Origin of the sequence: Bacillus songklensis, assembly GCF_042649685.1 — a bacterium.
In the GTDB taxonomy this organism is placed as follows: domain Bacteria; phylum Bacillota; class Bacilli; order Bacillales; family Bacillaceae_H; genus Bacillus_BA; species Bacillus_BA songklensis.
The window spans coordinates 22,271-40,294 of sequence record NZ_JBHRZT010000073.1 but is presented as its reverse complement, the minus strand read 5'-3'; the positions used below and the strand labels follow the sequence as shown (position 1 = coordinate 40,294).

At 38.6% G+C, this 18,024-nt stretch carries 16 protein-coding genes and 4 tRNA genes; all 20 read right to left on the bottom strand.

Going from position 1 to position 18,024, the window contains the following annotated elements:
- Window positions 1-12: 12 nt before the first annotated feature.
- The 20 genes from ACFOU2_RS23440 to ACFOU2_RS23345 all read right to left on the bottom strand — a co-directional run bounded on the left by ACFOU2_RS23440 (window position 13) and on the right by ACFOU2_RS23345 (window position 17,995).
- Window positions 13-792 carry a two-component system regulatory protein YycI gene (locus ACFOU2_RS23440; RefSeq protein WP_377918747.1) on the bottom strand — a complete coding sequence of 260 codons (780 nt, stop codon included), beginning with the start codon at window positions 790-792 and terminating at the stop codon, window positions 13-15.
- Window positions 779-2,113: a YycH family regulatory protein gene (locus ACFOU2_RS23435; RefSeq protein ID WP_377918746.1), complete on the bottom strand. Its 1,335-nt coding sequence runs from the start codon at window positions 2,111-2,113 to the stop codon at window positions 779-781. The genes ACFOU2_RS23440 and ACFOU2_RS23435 overlap by 14 nt, the downstream gene beginning before the upstream one ends.
- Window positions 2,110-3,930: a cell wall metabolism sensor histidine kinase WalK gene (walK, locus tag ACFOU2_RS23430; protein WP_377918745.1), complete on the bottom strand. Its 1,821-nt coding sequence runs from the start codon at window positions 3,928-3,930 to the stop codon at window positions 2,110-2,112. The genes ACFOU2_RS23435 and walK overlap by 4 nt, the downstream gene beginning before the upstream one ends.
- Before the next feature lie 5 nt (window positions 3,931-3,935).
- A complete protein-coding gene (gene yycF / locus ACFOU2_RS23425) occupies window positions 3,936-4,643 on the bottom strand; it encodes a response regulator YycF (protein ID WP_377918744.1) in 708 nt (235 codons plus the stop codon).
- A gap of 321 nt (window positions 4,644-4,964) precedes the next feature.
- Window positions 4,965-5,037 (bottom strand) — tRNA-Phe (locus tag ACFOU2_RS23420).
- 105 nt (window positions 5,038-5,142) lie between these two features.
- A tRNA-Asp gene (locus tag ACFOU2_RS23415) sits at window positions 5,143-5,218 on the bottom strand.
- Between the two features lie 34 nt (window positions 5,219-5,252).
- Window positions 5,253-5,324 (bottom strand) — tRNA-Glu (locus ACFOU2_RS23410).
- A gap of 23 nt (window positions 5,325-5,347) precedes the next feature.
- A tRNA-Lys gene (locus ACFOU2_RS23405) sits at window positions 5,348-5,420 on the bottom strand.
- 237 nt (window positions 5,421-5,657) lie between these two features.
- Window positions 5,658-6,947: an adenylosuccinate synthase gene (locus tag ACFOU2_RS23400; protein WP_377918743.1), complete on the bottom strand. Its 1,290-nt coding sequence runs from the start codon at window positions 6,945-6,947 to the stop codon at window positions 5,658-5,660.
- A gap of 196 nt (window positions 6,948-7,143) precedes the next feature.
- On the bottom strand, window positions 7,144-8,511 hold the full coding sequence (gene dnaB, locus ACFOU2_RS23395) for a replicative DNA helicase (protein ID WP_377918742.1): 1,368 nt from the start codon (window positions 8,509-8,511) through the stop codon (window positions 7,144-7,146).
- Window positions 8,512-8,541: 30 nt separating this feature from the next.
- Window positions 8,542-8,988: a 50S ribosomal protein L9 gene (rplI, locus tag ACFOU2_RS23390; protein WP_377918741.1), complete on the bottom strand. Its 447-nt coding sequence runs from the start codon at window positions 8,986-8,988 to the stop codon at window positions 8,542-8,544.
- Complete coding sequence (locus ACFOU2_RS23385) at window positions 8,985-10,958, bottom strand: DHH family phosphoesterase (protein ID WP_377918740.1); 1,974 nt, start codon at window positions 10,956-10,958, stop codon at window positions 8,985-8,987. The genes rplI and ACFOU2_RS23385 overlap by 4 nt, the downstream gene beginning before the upstream one ends.
- A 36-nt stretch (window positions 10,959-10,994) precedes the next feature.
- Complete coding sequence (locus ACFOU2_RS23380) at window positions 10,995-11,930, bottom strand: YybS family protein (protein WP_377918739.1); 936 nt, start codon at window positions 11,928-11,930, stop codon at window positions 10,995-10,997.
- 136 nt (window positions 11,931-12,066) lie between these two features.
- Window positions 12,067-12,309 carry a 30S ribosomal protein S18 gene (gene rpsR / locus ACFOU2_RS23375; RefSeq protein WP_377918738.1) on the bottom strand — a complete coding sequence of 81 codons (243 nt, stop codon included), beginning with the start codon at window positions 12,307-12,309 and terminating at the stop codon, window positions 12,067-12,069.
- Window positions 12,310-12,371: 62 nt separating this feature from the next.
- Window positions 12,372-12,872: a single-stranded DNA-binding protein gene (gene ssb / locus ACFOU2_RS23370; RefSeq protein ID WP_377918737.1), complete on the bottom strand. Its 501-nt coding sequence runs from the start codon at window positions 12,870-12,872 to the stop codon at window positions 12,372-12,374.
- A 46-nt stretch (window positions 12,873-12,918) separates the two neighbouring features.
- Window positions 12,919-13,206, bottom strand: coding sequence for a 30S ribosomal protein S6 (gene rpsF / locus ACFOU2_RS23365; RefSeq protein WP_377918736.1), 288 nt, complete (start codon window positions 13,204-13,206; stop codon window positions 12,919-12,921).
- Between the two features lie 238 nt (window positions 13,207-13,444).
- Window positions 13,445-14,545: a redox-regulated ATPase YchF gene (gene ychF / locus ACFOU2_RS23360; protein WP_377918735.1), complete on the bottom strand. Its 1,101-nt coding sequence runs from the start codon at window positions 14,543-14,545 to the stop codon at window positions 13,445-13,447.
- 101 nt (window positions 14,546-14,646) lie between these two features.
- Entirely contained in the window at window positions 14,647-16,659 is a 2,013-nt protein-coding gene (locus tag ACFOU2_RS23355) for a molybdopterin-dependent oxidoreductase (RefSeq protein ID WP_377918734.1), read from the bottom strand.
- Window positions 16,660-16,737: 78 nt separating this feature from the next.
- Window positions 16,738-16,935, bottom strand: a complete 198-nt coding sequence (locus ACFOU2_RS23350; protein ID WP_377918733.1) for a DUF951 domain-containing protein — start codon at window positions 16,933-16,935, stop codon at window positions 16,738-16,740.
- A gap of 160 nt (window positions 16,936-17,095) precedes the next feature.
- Window positions 17,096-17,995 (bottom strand): mechanosensitive ion channel family protein, encoded by a 900-nt coding sequence (locus ACFOU2_RS23345; RefSeq protein WP_377918732.1) that lies wholly within the window; start codon window positions 17,993-17,995, stop codon window positions 17,096-17,098.
- Between the last annotated feature and the right edge of the window lie 29 nt (window positions 17,996-18,024).

Genomic DNA, 18,024 nt, shown 5'->3' with positions numbered 1-18,024 from the left:
CTCCAATATTCATTAGTTACCTTTTTTGATAATTTGCCCTTCAAAGGCATTCACAAAATACTCTGCTTTTTTATCTACTACAATATGCCATGTAGGAGTTAAAACTTGTGAATTCGATAAAGGTGAAAATGTATAATAACCTAACTCTACTTTCGTAATTTTGCTACCTGATGTCAATTCATTTTTTTGAAATAGGTTTTCAATTGCCTTCATCGGCGGCAAGATTTCCTGACTATCATCCATTTTCTCAATATTAGAAAGAAATGATTGCTCATATGAAATGATTTCATTCTTTTCATTTAAGTGAACTACTACCATTGCACTGCCGCTGGCATTATCATAGATGACTTTTCCCTTATATTGTTGATAAAAAGTAATCGTTTTATTTTCTTTATCCACATTCCATAATATATAGGAATCTCCATATAGGATATTCTCTTTCAGAAACTGATCTAGACGATCTGGTGCATTGGAAGCCGGTATTGGTACAGGTTGATGAAATGTTCCCTGTAAAACATTTTTATTAAGGAGCGTCACATCTTGCTTTTTCAATTTCTTTATCTCTTTATCTGAGAAAACCTTACTTTTTGCGTTTAGATATGTCCCTTTTTCTATGGTTCCCGGAAGAGTAGTATACGTGATCTTTTCATCCGCCAATTGGTCTTCAATGCTTGTTTCAGTAATCATATCTAGCTGTCCTTCATCACGCTTTTGAAGAAACCGATGGGCTAAAAACAGGTCAAGAATTAGGAAGGTAATAATGAAAATCGTTTTTGTTTTACTCCAATCCATTCCATTTACCTCCTATAGGCTTTTTCTCCACCTTTGTCCACTTTTGTTGATTGTAAAGATAGTACCAGGCCGGCTCTAAAGAGACTACTTTTGATTCCTGGTCCTCTTGAACTAATTCATATCCCACCACAACATCTTTTAATAAAGAGGGATTAAATTCAGGCTGTTGTTCCTCAATCCTTTCAATGATTTCATCTCCTGGAGGCAGTTTTACCGGGTAACTATCAAGCGGGAGTTTGATGAAGAAATAGATTGGTCGCCGATATTGAATAATTTCATTATTTCCCCAGCGTTGGAACACTTCTGTCATTCCTTGTGAATTAAAGACTGGGTAGTTATCTTCGTATAAACGATATACAACCTCTTGTTCCTCCCGATTCCAGCTTGCAAACCGATAAGCATCTGTCCATCCACCATGATCATTTACAAAGCTAAAGCTACGTTTAAGTAACGTGTGACTATCCATCGTTCTGTTATTGCTAATAGCAGGGTTAACATAGTCCATCACATTGATGCTTGAGTCTACCCCTAGTATCCGAGAGCCATCCGTATAAAAATCTCCACTGTATGATAGAGAAGACTTCTTTTTGACATAGCTTGGATCACTAAATAACGCATCGCGGAATTTTTCTGTTTCAATCTTACGTGTATAATACTGAATACGATTTATTTCAATTTCTCCTTCTGGCAAGAAAAGAGTTCTGATCCCCTTAATCTTATAAGGAAAATAAGAATCATACTCCTTCTTCACTCCCTGATTAATTCTCTCCAAGTCCTCCCTCGTCAAATTTTTAATAGATGATTCATATATTTTTCGATGATCATAGTCAATGAAATAAGCATCAACCCCTTGACCTTTATTTGGTTTCAAAACAACATGATCAAAGTAAATAGACGGCAATGACTTTTCATTCACTTGAAACATCAGTTCAAATGTTTGAATAGGGATTTCATCCGGATATACAATTTCAACAGAATCTTTTCCATGTACAAATGATAAAAATTCTTGTTTGGGAATGGAACTTGAAACATTACGGAAATTATAAAAGCTCCATTTTTTCATTTCCGTCATCCATTTTGTAATATGTTCTTCGCTTGTAGAGCCATAATCCTGCCCCTCTTCATGATATAAAACCTTAACGGGACGAATGTGATCTTCCAATTCCCGCTTTGGGCTAATTGTAATATCCTGCTGAATGTATTCAGTGTTTTCAATTTCATTATAAGCAGGCTGGTATGTCCATAAATTCCATGTTAATATCCCGCTAATCGTCACAAGTAAGAATAATAAAATCGATTTAAAGAGTTCATACTTTTTCATGACCATTCGTCCTCATTTTCTCTTTCAATTGGAAGAGTAAAGTAGATAGTCGTACCGAATCCTTCTTTACTTTTCGCCCATATCCTTCCTCCATGGGCAGTGACCATTTCCTTAGCAATCGCAAGCCCTAGGCCAGTACCTCCTAAATTACGAGATCGAGCTTTATCTACTCTATAAAAACGATCAAAGATTTTGTTGACATTCTCTTTTGGGATACCTACCCCTTCATCTTTCACGCTAACAATGATTTCATTTTCCCGCTGTTCCAATGAAAAAGTAATAGTCCCCCCTTCAGGAGAATATTTAATAGCATTGGAAATGATATTATCTAATACTTGGGTAATTTTATCTGGATCAATAAATACAAAAATGGACTGTTTCGGGAGCTTTCTAACAAAGATGATACTTTGTTTCTTGGCCATTTCGAAACGATCAATGATATGATGATAGAATTCTACAAAGTTAATAACATCCCGTGAAAAGCGATAATCTTTACTATCCAACTTGGACAGCTGCAGTAAATCATTCACAAGACGAATCATTCGCTCTGTTTCTGTTTGCGTCACATTTAAAAACTTAGGTGCAATTTCTTCATCTTGCCATGCCCCATCTGCTAAGGCTTCTAAATAACTTCTCATCGTTGTTAAAGGAGTCCTTAATTCATGGGAAACGTTCGCTACGAATTCTCGCCTTTCCTGATCGATCTTCTCTTGTTCTGTAATGTCGTGTAAAACCGTAATAATACCATTTACAAATCCAGTCTCCTTTTGAATGGTAGAAATAGTAGCTCTTAAAATAAATGGCTTTGTATTAATACTAAAATCTAAAATTAAAGAATCTTTTTCTAGTAAATCTTCAAATGTATATGTTTCCTCTAGTCCTAATAGATTGACGATAGGCTCAGATAAAACCGTTTCACGTGAAACATTCAACATATTCGCTGCCGGATCATTAATCAGAATAATTTTGCCTTTTCGGTCTGTCGCAATAACGCCGTCCGTCATATGAGCAAGCACAGAACTCAACTTTCGTCTTTCTCCTTCTGTTGTTGCCTGGGCTTCTTGTAATTTCCTCGTTAAATTATTGAAGGTCAAAGCGAGTTGACCGATTTCATCGTAACCATATATCTTTGCTTTTCTAGAAAAATTTCCTTTTGCCATCTCAAGTGCTTGACGTCTCATATCCGACATCGGCCGCGTGATAGTTTGAGCCAGAAGAACCCCTAATACCGCTGTAATCACTAAGGCAATCATTGTACCTGTAATAAAAATACTGTTGATTCCCTTCATTTGATTATAGACCTGTTCCATCGTCGCCATAATATAGACAGCTCCGATAATTTCGTTTTGAGAAGAACGAATAGGGACTGCCAATACTCGAATCCGATGCCCATTTTTAGGATCAATCACGACTTTTTCTGACGTTGCCCCTACTAGGAGAGCACGCTTTACGGCAAAGTCCGATGTTTTCTTGCCGACAACTTGTTCTGGATATGGATCAGATGTTCCTAAGATACGTCTATTTCGATCAATAAAACGGGCCTCTATAATGTCTTTTGATACAAAATCTTGCAACAAGGCTTGAATATCCTTTTCTAATGTTGTTCCTTCATCACGCTTTTTTTTCATCTCTTGCTGTAGGTTGTAAGCAAGCATGTTGACTCGTTCATGAATTGAATTGGAAAAATTGTTCACAAGCTGGCTTTCTAGCCTATCGACGAAATAGACTCCAATGATTTGCATGGCAATCAAAATCAATAATACATAGATGAGGACAAATTTAAGTTGGATGGATTGATAAAAGCGTACTTTCTTCATCATTCCTACTCCTGCTCAGGATTACGCAAATAATAGCCTACCCCTCTTCTTGTTACAATCCATGTAGGGTGACTCGGGTTATCCTCGATTTTTTCACGAAGTCTTCTAACTGTTACATCCACTGTACGTACATCTCCGAAATAATCATATCCCCATACCGTTTGAAGTAAATGCTCGCGAGTCATCACTTGACCGATATGCTTAGCTAAATAATGAAGCAATTCAAATTCACGATGAGTCAACTCAATGGTTTCCCCGCGTTTGGAAACAATATAAGCATCTGGATGGATAACCAGTGAGCTAATTTGAATCTCATTGGTTTCATTTTCTTCCGGTGCAGCCGGTGTTTGCTGGTGACGTCTTAGATTGGCTTTTACACGCGCTAGTATTTCTCTTGTACTAAATGGCTTTGTTACATAATCATCTGCTCCCAACTCTAACCCCAAAACCTTATCGATTTCAGAATCCTTAGCTGTTAGCATAATGATAGGCATATCATATTTTTTACGAACTTCCCGACATACTTCCATTCCGTCTTTTTGGGGAAGCATAATATCTAGTAGAATGAGTTCAGGTTGCACTTCTTCTACTTTTTCTAGAGCTTCCACGCCATCATAGGCACAAAAAACTTCATATCCTTCTTTTTGTAGATTAAACTTTAGGATATCAGCAATTGGCTTTTCATCATCTACAACTAAAATACGTTTATCCATAACCATCTTTCTCCTTCTTTATCAGTTGAAAGTCCTTATTTTTAATCGATGGATTTCTTATTTATTTTATAACTATCCATCATTTTTTCAAATGTACTTTCTTATTATACTTAATCCGCTCTTAAACGTCATACTTCACTATTCCTTCATTTTAAATATGAAATTCTACCTATTAGATGAAAACCTCTAGCTTTGCTAGAGGTGTATCTTAACTATAATGTTCCTTTTTAAAAAAGTCTAACGAAAAGAGGAGAAAACTCTTCTTCTCTCTTGTTTAAGTAAAATAAAAAAGCATGATACAAGTATCATGCTTTTTTATGATGGCTCGGGACGGAATCGAACCGCCGACACAAGGATTTTCAGTCCTTTGCTCTACCGACTGAGCTACCGAGCCGTATTGTGGCTTTCTCCGCTTTTCTTCATTGTCTAGTTCTGCAAGCTATGTTCTACGGTAATTTCACTATGAACATGAACGAACTTGCTACACTTTTCTTAATAATGGCGGTCCCGACGGGAATCGAACCCGCGATCTCCTGCGTGACAGGCAGGCATGTTAACCGCTACACCACGGGACCAAATCTTTCTGATTCCTTATTAAATTAATGGATATGACCCGTACGGGATTCGAACCCGTGTTACCGCCGTGAAAGGGCGGTGTCTTAACCACTTGACCAACGGGCCATAATTGGCATAATCTATACAAGTGAGCCATGAAGGACTCGAACCTTCGACCCTCTGATTAAAAGTCAGATGCTCTACCGACTGAGCTAATGGCTCGTATTTCATCAGCGACGTTACTAATAATAACACCTAATCAAAAAAGATACAATAGTTTTTTAAAAGAAATTATATTTTTTTCTATTACTGATGATTATATGAATTACCTCCAAAATTAGAGAATGCACCTTCCACTATAATTCCAAGATAAAAGGAGACGACTTAAGTCATCTCCTTTATTGAGCCAACTAGGAAAATAAAGAATTCACTTCAGACATTTGGTAAATACCACACTTTTTATTGGTTGTATAAGCTGCGAATAATGTTCGTTTGAGTACGGTCTGGACCAACAGAGAATGTACAAAGCGGAATACCTGTTAATTCGGACACACGCTCCACATAACGACGAGCATTGGCAGGCAGTTCATCTAACGTCTTCACTCCTGTAATGTCTTCTGTCCAGCCTGGAAGCTCTTCATACACCGGCTCACATTCTGATAATACTTTTAAGCTTGCCGGATATTCATCAATGGTTTCACCTTTGTAACGATACGCTACACAGATCTTTAATGTTTCAATACCAGTTAAGACATCTATAGAGTTTAGGCATAAGTCTGTCAACCCGCTTACACGGCGAGCATGACGAACAACTACACTGTCGAACCAGCCAACACGGCGTGGACGTCCTGTAGTTGTACCATATTCACGACCCACTTCACGAATTTGATGACCAATTTCATCGTGTAATTCTGTCGGGAACGGACCATCACCCACGCGGGATGTGTAAGCTTTCGATACACCCACAACGTGTTTGATTTTGGTTGGCCCCACACCCGTGCCAATCGTAACACCACCGGCCACCGGGTTAGAAGATGTTACAAACGGATATGTTCCTTGATCAATATCAAGCATGACGCCTTGAGCACCTTCGAATAAAACGCGTTTGTTTTCGTCTAATGCGTCGTTTAAAACAACTGAAGTATCACATACGTATTGAGCAATTTGCTGCCCATATTCATAATACTCGTCTAAAATATCTTCTACTTTAAACCCTTCAACTTCATATATTTTTTCAAATAGACGATTCTTTTGTTCTAAGTTAAGTTTAAGTTTTTCTTCAAACACTTCACGATCTAACAAATCAGCTATGCGGATTCCAACGCGACCTGCTTTGTCTACGTAAGCAGGTCCGATTCCTTTTTTCGTCGTACCGATTTTGTTATCGCCTTTACTTGCCTCTTCCGCTTCGTCTAATTTTAAATGGTATGGCAAAATGACATGTGCGCGATTACTGATGCGTAAATTATCAGTTGTTACTCCACGTTCATGTAAGCCCTTTATTTCTTGGACAAGCGCTTTTGGATCTACAACCATGCCATTCCCGATAATACAAATTTTATCTTTATAAAAAATACCAGATGGAATTAAGTGTAGTTTATATGTTTCACCATTAAATTTAATGGTGTGACCTGCATTGTTACCACCTTGATAACGCGCAATCACTTCTGCATTTTCAGAAAGGAAGTCGGTAATTTTTCCTTTTCCTTCATCTCCCCATTGTGTCCCTACAACAACAACAGATGACATATTCGAGCACCTCCGCTTAATAAGCACAACTTTTCTATAACTTCATTTGACGTAAATAAGTGTATCAATTTGGTGTAGTAAAGTCAATTAAATCCGAACAATTAATCTATATATCTATCAATACGTTCGTTATATGGACATATTTTAACCGTCACACCCATAAAAAAACACCTCTTAAAAAAGAGATGTTTTTTGTTTACGCGCCTGGAGGAATGCTTGATTCATCAAAACGCCGCTCTAGATTCACGAATTTATTATATTCTTTTACAAAAGCCAATTGAACAGTACCTACAGGACCGTTACGCTGCTTGGCTATAATAATTTCAATAATGTTCTTGTTTTCTGTTTCTCTATCATAATAGTCATCACGATACAAGAATGCAACAATATCTGCATCCTGCTCAATACTTCCTGATTCACGAATGTCAGACATCATTGGTCGTTTATCTTGCCGCTGTTCTACCCCACGTGAAAGCTGGGAAAGTGCAATAACGGGAACTTTCAGCTCACGGGCTAATGCTTTTAAGGAACGGGAAATTTCCGAAACTTCTTGTTGACGGTTTTCTCCGCCTCCACGGCCGCTTCCCTGGATGAGCTGCAAGTAATCGATTAAGATCATGCCTAGCCCACTTTCTTGCTTAAGACGGCGGCATTTAGCGCGAATTTCACTAACGCGTATACCCGGTGTATCATCAATAAAAATACCCGCATTAGAGAGTGAGCCCATCGCCATCGTAAGCTTTCCCCAATCCTCAGGAGTTAACGTACCAGTTCTCAAGTTTTGAGCATTAATATTCCCTTCTGCACAAAGCATCCTCATGACAAGTTGGTCTGCCCCCATCTCCAAACTGAAGATAGCTACATTCTCATCTGTTTTGGTCGCTACGTTTTGGGCAATATTTAATGCAAAAGCTGTTTTCCCAACTGAAGGACGGGCTGCTACGATAATTAAATCATTCCGTTGGAACCCGGCTGTCATTCGATCCAGCTCTGCAAATCCTGTAGGAATACCGGTGATATCACCTTTTCGGTTATGAAGCAATTCGATATTATCATACGTTTGAACTAAGACATCTTTAATATTTTGAAAAGCACCCGTATTTTTTCGCTGGGCAACTTCCAAAATACTCTTTTCCGCTTCATTTAATAACCCGTTAACGTCTTCTTCACGTGCATACCCTTCAGAAGCGATATGGGTAGCTGTACGAATCAATCGACGTAAAATTGATTTTTCTTCCACGATTTTCGCATAATACTCTACGTTAGCCGCAGTTGGAACTGAATTGGCTAAATCACTTAAATACGAAACACCGCCCACTTCTTCCAATATCTTTTGATCAGCTAAATCGGCTGTTACCGTTACTAAATCGATTGGTTCCCCTCGATCAGAAAGATTCAACATGCAGTTAAAAATCTTTTGATGGGCTGCACGATAGAAATCTTCCGGAATTAACAGCTCTGAAGCCAATGTTAGAGAAGATGGCTCTAAAAAGATAGCCCCTAAAACGGCTTGTTCGGCCTCAATGTTTTGGGGCGGAAGGCGGTCAGCAAAAAGATCACTCATATTCAATCGCCCCTTTTCTATTCATTGAGATTATTGTTCTGAAACATGTACTTTTAAAGTAGCCGTCACTTCTGGATGCAATTTTATCGGAACATTCGTATAACCGAGAGCACGAATCGCATCTTCCATTTCAATTTTACGTTTATCTATTTTGATGTTATGGTTTTTTTGTAAAGCTTCCGCAATTTGCTTGCTTGTAATCGAGCCAAATAAACGGCCGCCTTCTCCAGCCTTTGCTTTTAATTCAACTGTTAATTTTTCTAGAGCTTCTTTTAACCCTTTTGATTTCGCCAAATCTTCAGCTGCGTTTTTCTTCTCTTTATTCTTTTGAGCTTCTAATGCTTTTAAGTTAGCATTATTAGCTTCAATCGCTAATCCTTGCTTAATCAAAAAATTTTGCGCGTAACCATCGGCTACATTTTTTACTTCACCTTTTTTTCCTCTTCCTTTTACATCCTGTAAGAAGATAACTTTCATTCTTTTTTTCCTCCCTCTAGATACTCGTCGATCACTTGTTTTAACCTTTGTTCCGCTTCATCAAGTGTGATGTTTTGCAGCTGAGTGGCTGCATTCGTTAAATGTCCCCCACCCTGTAACCCTTCCATAATTACTTGAACATTGATGTCACCAAGTGATCGGGCACTTATCCCCACGAGTTGATCTTTCCGTTTTGAAATGACAAATGAAGCAATCACTCCATTAATCGAGAGCAATGTATCTGCAGCCTGGGCAATTAGCACTTGATCGAATGTCTCTTCCTCTGTTCCTTTCGATATCGCAATGCCCGCTTTGTAAATCTCGGCGTTTTTAATCAGTTGAGCGCGTTTTACATATTGGCCCATATCTTCCTTTAAAAACTTTTGTACAAGGACGGTATCTGCCCCATGTGATCTTAAAAAGGAAGCTGCATCGAAGGTACGCGAGCCTGTCCTTAAAGTAAAGCTTTTCGTATCAACGATAATTCCGGCAAGTAATGCTGTAGATTCTAACATTTCAATTTTAAAACGTTTTGGCTGATATTCAAGTAATTCTGTTACCAGCTCTGCTGTAGAAGAAGCATATGGTTCCATATAGACAAGAAGAGGATCATCGATAAAATCTTCACCCCGACGGTGATGATCGATGACTACAACATTCTCTATTTTGTTTAAGAGTTTTTCTTCAATGACAAGAGATGGTTTATGGGTGTCCACTACGACTAACAATGTATCCTCTGTCGCAATGTTGAGTGCTTCTTCAGGTGTAATGAAGCGGGACCAAAGATCCGGATGTTTTTTAATTTCTTCTAAAAGTCTTTGAACACCTGAATCCGTTTGGCCTTGATCCAGAACGATGAAGCCCTCTTTTTGATTCACCTGTGCTACTTTTAAAATGCCAATAGCTGAGCCGACTGCGTCCATATCAGGATATTTATGACCCATAATAATGACCTTTCCGCTTTCGTTTATCAATTCTTTCAACGCATGGGAGATGACACGGGCGCGTACCCGCGTTCTTTTTTCCATAGGATTGGTTTTCCCGCCGTAAAACTTCACCTTTCCGTTCGGCTGCTTAATGGCCACCTGGTCGCCGCCTCGGCCCAGCGCTAAGTCCAGGCTTGATTGAGCAAGTACACCCAATTCTGGTAGAGTAGGAGCCCCTAATCCGATACCAATACTTAACGTAAGTGGAATATTTTGTTTCGCCGTCTTTTCCCTTACCTCATCTAAAATGGAAAATTTGCTTTTTTCAAGATTAACTAAAATTTGCTCATTCAATACGACTAAAAAACGCTCAGAAGAGGTTCTCTTAATGAAAATGCCACTTTCATTTGCCCATTGATTGATCATGGATGTCACTTGATTGTTTAAATTACTTTTAACTTGATCATCCAATGTTTGAGTGACTTCATCATAATTATCTAAAAAGATAATACCTAATACCGTCTTTTCCTCTTCATATAACTTTTCAATTTCCGTTTGTTCAGTTACATCAAAAAAGTATAGCAACCGTTCCTCACGTTTGATCACCACTTTAAACTTTCGTTCGTTTAAAGTGAGTACTTCTGTTTCTACTTCTTGTTTGATTAATGGAATGATACTCTCTGCCACATCGTATAAAGACCTCCCCACAAGGGTATCTTCATTAAAACATGAAGCAAGAAACGGATTTGTCCATTCAATTTGATATTCATCATTAAACAACATGATTCCAATGGGCATTTCCATTAAAGCCTCTTTACCGACTTTCTTTAGCCGATGAGAAAGCATGGAAATATATGACTCAAATTCATCAAACATCATTCGCTCTACTTTAATGAAAATTACGAGTACCACCAGCAAGAAAACAAATCCAATCGCCCCTATCAGCCATTGATGATAAGTAATCATCCCCAAAAAGATAAGGGCAAGGCTATATAGCAAGTAAAAGGGAAGGCGAATGATGTTCTTTTTATCAAAGACAGGCATCCATTTCAGCTCCCAATCTTTAAGTTCAACATAACGTTATTTACTTTTTCTTTGGTTTCTTAAATCAAACCCTAAATCAATTATACCTAAGATGCGGATAAATTGAAGAAGAAATGGTTGAGATAAAGTGATAATTACAACCAAAATAGAGAGCCATTTCCCAAATGACTTGTTATGGAAATAATAAAAAACAAGCGAATAGCCCTGAGCAACAATCAGCAATTGCAGGATGGTTGCTAAATTTAGTACCGCAATATATAGAAAAGACCCTTGCTCCATCCTAACAAAGGAGACAATCATCACTAACAAATAATACCAAAGGATACTTTTAGGCAGTTTAAATTCTCGCAACGGCGGAAACTTTTCGATCCTATAACCTAGTTTCCTTAATATTGGAGTAGCTATCCATTTTGTGATGAAAGCTAGAACAAAACCAGACATGGCAAGAACAGAGGGTAATAGGTAAGGAATAGTCTTCAATGCTGCCTCAAACTGTTTTAATGCTTGTTCGTTTGGTGATTGTCCTAAAGAATCAAGCATCTCCTGCGATGTTTTCAGTGATTTTTCAAAAGCAATTTGAAGCTCATTTAGCATATTTATATTAGCAAAAACACTCGTGATGACAAATAGTAAAACTAAATTTACACTAAAAACAACCGTTCCCCCCAGCAGAACGATATAGCGATTTTTTTGCTGGGTATACAGCTGCCCCATGACAATTCCACTTGATCCAAAAGCAAATGTTATAGGAAGCAGCATGATAGTTCCAAACAAACCGGTTAAGAAAAGGGAGCCTATAAGAAACAGGAAAGCTTTTTTCCAACCATGACGTGCTGTAAAGATTAAAAAAGGAACCGCCAATAAGAGGGAAAAGATGGCCCCTATTAACGGTATATATAAGGATACAAATAACATGACAGCAAATAGGGCCAGCAATACTGCTCCTTCTGTTAAATAACGAGTATTTTTCACACTTTCACCTCATACTACAATCGAACTATTTTCTATTTTATCGGTTTGGCACATCATACGCAAACATTAGAAATCTAGTTCGATTATGAAAAAGAGACAGTAAGAACATTCTTACTGTCTCTTTTTACCTTATTTATTATTCACCTGAAACATATGGAAGTAATGCCATTTGACGAGCGCGTTTGATAGCAATCGTTAATTTACGTTGGTATTTTGCGCTTGTGCCAGTCACACGACGAGGTAAAATTTTACCGCGTTCTGAAACGAATTTTTTAAGCATATCTACATCTTTGTAGTCGATGTGAGTGATGCCGTTAGCTGTGAAGTAACAAACTTTACGACGTCTGTTACGTCCGCCTTTACGTCCTCCTCCTGCCATTGAAATTTCCTCCCTTCTTTTTTTGGATATCCGAACATGTACGAAAGTTGATTCATTCTATTTTAGAATGGAAGATCATCATCCGAGATGTCGATCGTTTCACTATCATTTGCGAATGGATCATCATCAACTCGTGTGTATCCCGATTTTTGAGAATTACGGTTCTGATCTTGACCAAATGGGGACCCTTGTCCAGAACCTCCAGCAAAGCCGCTTTGGCCTCCGAAGTTACCGCCGCCGCTGCTTTTCGGCTCTAAGAACTGAACACTTTCAGCCAGCACTTCTGTTACATATACACGTCTGCCGTCTTGACCTTCATAGTTTCTAGTCTGAAGACGACCATCCACTCCAGCCAGACTTCCTTTTTTCAAAAAGTTAGCGACATTTTCAGCAGGACGACGCCATACCACACAGTTGATAAAATCTGCTTCACGTTCACCTTGCTGATTTGTAAATGCGCGATTCACTGCTAACGTGAAAGTTGCTACCGCTACTCCATTTGGGGTGTAACGTAATTCTGGATCTTTCGTTAGACGTCCCACGAGAATTACGCGATTCATCATCAGAACCACTCCTTAAGGATTTACAAAAATTTATCTTAAATGATTATTATTTTTCATCTTTTACTACGATATGACGGATAATGTCTTCACTGATTTTTGCAAGACGATCAAACTCTTGAACCGCTGCCGCTTCAGCTGCAACATTAAGAAGCATGTAGTAACCGTCACGGAAGTCGTTGATTTCATAAGCTAAGCGGCGTTTGCCCCACTCTTTTACGTTTACGATTTCCGCGCCATTGTCAGTTAAAATGCCGTTGAAACGCTCAACTAATGCTTTTTTACTCTCATCTTCAATGTTTGGACGGATGATATACATAATTTCGTACTTTCTCATCACTGTCACCTCCTTTTGGTCTAAACGGCCCTGTCATTAGGGCAAGGAGCAATATAATTATTACTCACGATAGTAGATTATAGCACAAATATTTATCGTAATCAATATCAACTGTTGACTTATATACTTTTTATTCATAAAAAAGAAAGCATCGTTTCACTCATTCACTGTTTTTTCGCCAAATAAGCATAAACGATGCTTTCGTTAATTTGACGGGAAGCGGACCCTTTCCATCAAATTAAACGTTGAATCTAAAATGCATAACATCTCCATCTTGAACGATGTAATCTTTACCTTCAAGACGTACTTTTCCTGCTTCTCTCGCTGCTGTCATTGTGCCGGCTGCCAATAGGTCCTCATAGGCTACAGTTTCCGCACGAATGAATCCACGTTCGAAGTCAGTATGGATAATACCTGCACATTGTGGTGCCTTCATCCCTTTACGGAATGTCCAGGCGCGCACTTCTTGCTCACCAGCTGTAAAGTACGTAGCTAATCCTAGTAAGCTGTAGGCTGCGCGAATTAATTGATCTAATCCGGACTCTTCAATTCCTAGTTCTTGAAGAAACATTTCTTTTTCTTCTCCTTCAAGCTCTGCAATTTCTGATTCAATTTTTGCACAAACTACAATCACTTCCGCATTTTCTCCAGCAGCAAATTCTCTTACCTGTTGAACATAAGGGTTTTCAGAAGGATCTGCCACTTCATCTTCCCCTACGTTTGCCACATAAAGAACCGGTTTGATTGTTAACAAATGAAGACCTTTTACAATTTTCATTTGTTCTTCTGTAAATTCAACGGCACGAGCCGGTTTTTCTTGTTCAAATGCTTCTTTTAACTTCACTAATACTTCATGTTCATACATGGCATCTTTGTCTTTTTGCTTCGCCAATTTCGCCACGCGATCTAATCGTTTATCAACGCTTTCCATATCGGCTAAAATAAGCTCTAAATTGATTGTTTCAATATCCGAAATCGGATCTACCTTCCCAGCTACATGGGTAATATTTTCATCGGCAAAGCAACGAACCACATGACAGATGGCATCTACCTGGCGAATGTGAGACAAGAATTTATTTCCCAACCCTTCACCTTTGCTTGCTCCTTTTACAATACCCGCGATATCCGTAAATTCAAAAGTTGTTGGCACCGTCTTTTTAGGTTTAACCAACTCCGTTAGTTTTTGTAAACGATGATCTGGTACCTCAACAATCCCTACATTTGGGTCAATGGTACAGAATGGATAGTTTGCCGATTCTGCTCCTGCTTGTGTAATTGCATTAAACAACGTTGATTTCCCTACATTTGGAAGACCAACGATACCTGCTGTTAACGCCATCTTTATTCCACTCCTCTTTTTTCAACCGAAAACAAAATAGTCTTTCACAATTATAGTGAGTCATGCTTAAAAAAACAAGCTACAATCCCGTTACAGAAAATTCATTCCTTAAATACTTTTTCAATATCCACCAAACAATCATATAAAATACTGCCAAGCTTATTATCGGATTCCTCATTCGATGTCAGCATATTGACGCTTCCCCCGAATTTCCTCCATTGTCCTTCATCAATATTAATGGTTTTTCCATGTGCCTTTTTTAGGATTTTTAGAATTCCCTCAATTTCCCCGCGTTCATTAAAAACACGTACTTGTTCATTCTCCTTCAACCCTTTTTCTCTTGCTATATCCTCCGATACTTCTATCTTAATCGATTGCAGGTTATCGATTAACGGATAGTGTTGAGAGTGGTTGGATCTCATCGGATGAATGGAGAGCAGATTGTATGGGTATTTTTTTGCTAAGGCGGGATTGTTTGCATATGATTCCTTGGGAAATAATTTTTTTAGTTTCCCATCCAATCCTTTTTTCTCAGCTGCCAAAGAAGTAAATTCATATTTACCAGTTGGAGTCTTAAAACGTTTCTCTTTCCAGGGGACCTCTTGAACGGGTAATAAAAGATGTTTTTGCTCTTTTAAACGCTCTAGTGTATATCCTTTTGCCTCTAGCTTTCCTAAGCCCATTTTTAAGAATTCATCTACAGAATGATCAAAATAATGACCAAATCCTAAACGCTTTGCCAGCTCCGTCCAAATCCAAAGATCGGATTTAGCTTCTCCAGGAGGAGACACAATAGCTTGACCATAGTTCATATAAGCATGGTACATAGAAGAATAATAAATATCTGTTTCCTCAAAGACAGTCGTAGTAGGAAGGACATAATCGGCCTCTTGCGCCGTATCTGTCATAAAGTGATCGATTACTACCACCGTTTCCGTTGATTGAAAAGCTTTACGGACCATGTTGGTGTCAGGAACCTGGCTAAGCGGATTTCCACAGGTGACCATGATCATTTTAATTTCTGGATCTTTAGCTGTTAAAATCCCCTCTGCTTGTTTCATCATAGAGAATGTGCGATGAGCTGTTTTCTGTTCAGGTAAAGCTAAGGCCGAAATATCAAAACTTTGACCCACCTGGACATTACCAAAATTCGCTCCCCCGCCCTGAACGCCTACGTTCCCGCTAATGGCAATCAACGCGTCAATTAAGCGAATCGTATTCCCTCCGTTTTCATAACGCTGCATTCCTAATCCAAGATATGTGGTCGTTGGACCACTTGTATAAATATGAGCCAGCTTCGTAAACGTTTCTCTTTTTACTTCCGTGATCTCTATAATTTCTTCCCAGCTCGTTTGGTTGAGCAGTTGAAGAAAATCTTCATATCCATGCGTATAAAGCTGAATAAATTTTTTATCTTCTAATCCAAGTGCCACGATCTCCTTTGCAATCCCTAACGCAAATAGTCCATCCATACCAGGTTTAACCGATATATATTGATGAGCAATTTTAGCTGTTGCATTAAAAATAGGATCAATTACTGTAATGGTGGCCCCTCTTTTTTTAGCTTCCTGCAAATGCTGGAATAAGTGCATGTTTGTTCGGGCTACGTTTCTCCCCCAAATCACAATGTGTTTGCTATAGTAAATATCCTCAGGAGTGTGGCTGTATGATTGTCCAAAATCCCATGTTTGAGCTTCAATTCCAGCTCCCCAACAGATGCTTCCTACCAGTTCTGTTACACCCCCGTAACAGTTAAAAAAACGCTTATCTAAGTTTTTCAGCAATCCATTATTTGCATAATCATGACTATGCAACACAGCTGTCGTTCCATATTGGTCCTTAATCTCTTTTAATTTTTGAGAAATTTCATCTAATGCCTGATTCCATGAGATTTCAATAAATTTCCCATTTATTCTCTTTAAAGGATAAAGAAGGCGTTCCTTCGAATTTGTCTTCGTTTCTAACATTCGGCCCCTGCTGCATATTTTCCCTTGTGTAATAGGGTGATTAGAATCCCCCTCTACTTTCTTCACTTTTCCATCTTCAACTGTTACATAAAAACCGCAGCTATCCCAACAATTTAAAGGGCAAGCTGATGTAAACTGCTCAGCCAATCTTCTCCACCTCTATTTTTCTTAACTTTCTTTATTTTGTTTTTTAGTATAAAACATGATAAGAAAAAAAGCATGAGTTTATTCCTCATGCTTCACTAACACCTTTTTCATTTTTCGCTCAAACTCTCTCCTTGGCAACATGACGCTATGTGTACAACCTTCACATTTAATTCGTACATCCATGCCCATCCGAATGATTTTCCAGCGATTTACTCCACACGGATGCGGTTTTTTCATTTCTACCACATCAAATAGTCCAAATTCTTTATTCGCCATAATTTAACTCCTTTCCTGTTATTTATCCCGCTCTAATGAGCAATAAGCCTTTTGCTTCAAGCAAAGCTAATTGAGGATAAAACTGCCCGTAAGAGCCCCATTAACTCAACTAACACTCGTTAGGGGATGATTCCTATCAAGTGAAGTTTCATTTTATTCCTCACTCGGAACGTTGTATATTCTCCTTTTTCGAGGATTTTTCCCTTGTGCCGTTATACATCACCATACGAGGGAAAGGAATTTCAATTCCATGTTGATCCAGCCTTGCCTTTACTTCTTTTCGAATCATCCTCGCAATATTCCACTGTTTCATCGGTTTCACTTCACTGACAATGCGCATGACGACTTCGGTCCCTACTACATTTTGCACTCCTAATAATTCCGGAGGTTTCACCATGTCTTCATATCTATCTGGTAATTCCTGCAGTAATTCATCAATGATTTGTTCTGCTTTTGTAATATCCTCTTCATAAGCGATGCTTACATCAACGAAAGCTATACTATTATGAATGGAAAAGTTCGTCACCTCTACAATACTCCCGTTTGGCAGGATATTCAATTCACCTGTCCAACTTTTTATCTTGGTGGTGCGAAGACCGATTTCTTCAACTGTTCCCTCAAAAGCGCCAACCCGTACATAGTCACCGACTGAAAACTGGTCCTCAAAAATAATAAAGAACCCTGTAATAATGTCGCGCACTAGATTTTGGGCTCCAAATCCAACAGCAAGTCCCACAATTCCCGCCCCTGCAAGCAAGGCCTTAACATCTATCGTCATCGCCTCAAGAATCATCATAAATGCTACGAAATAAACTACATATGTTAAAACATTTTGCAGTAATTTCATGAGCGTTGCTTCCCGACGTTCTGAAATCCGAATCGGACTTTTTTTCCTTACTTCAAAAACCTTATGAAGTGCAACTTTTCCAAGCTTGATAAAAAAAGTCGCCAACACTAAGATCAAAATGATTTTCACAATGCTTTCGCCCACTTGTGTCCAAAATTGCTCATTTGATAGATAATTCACCATTGAGTCCCATACTTTCGATAATGACCACACTATTCTTTACCATCCTTTTTTCACCCATA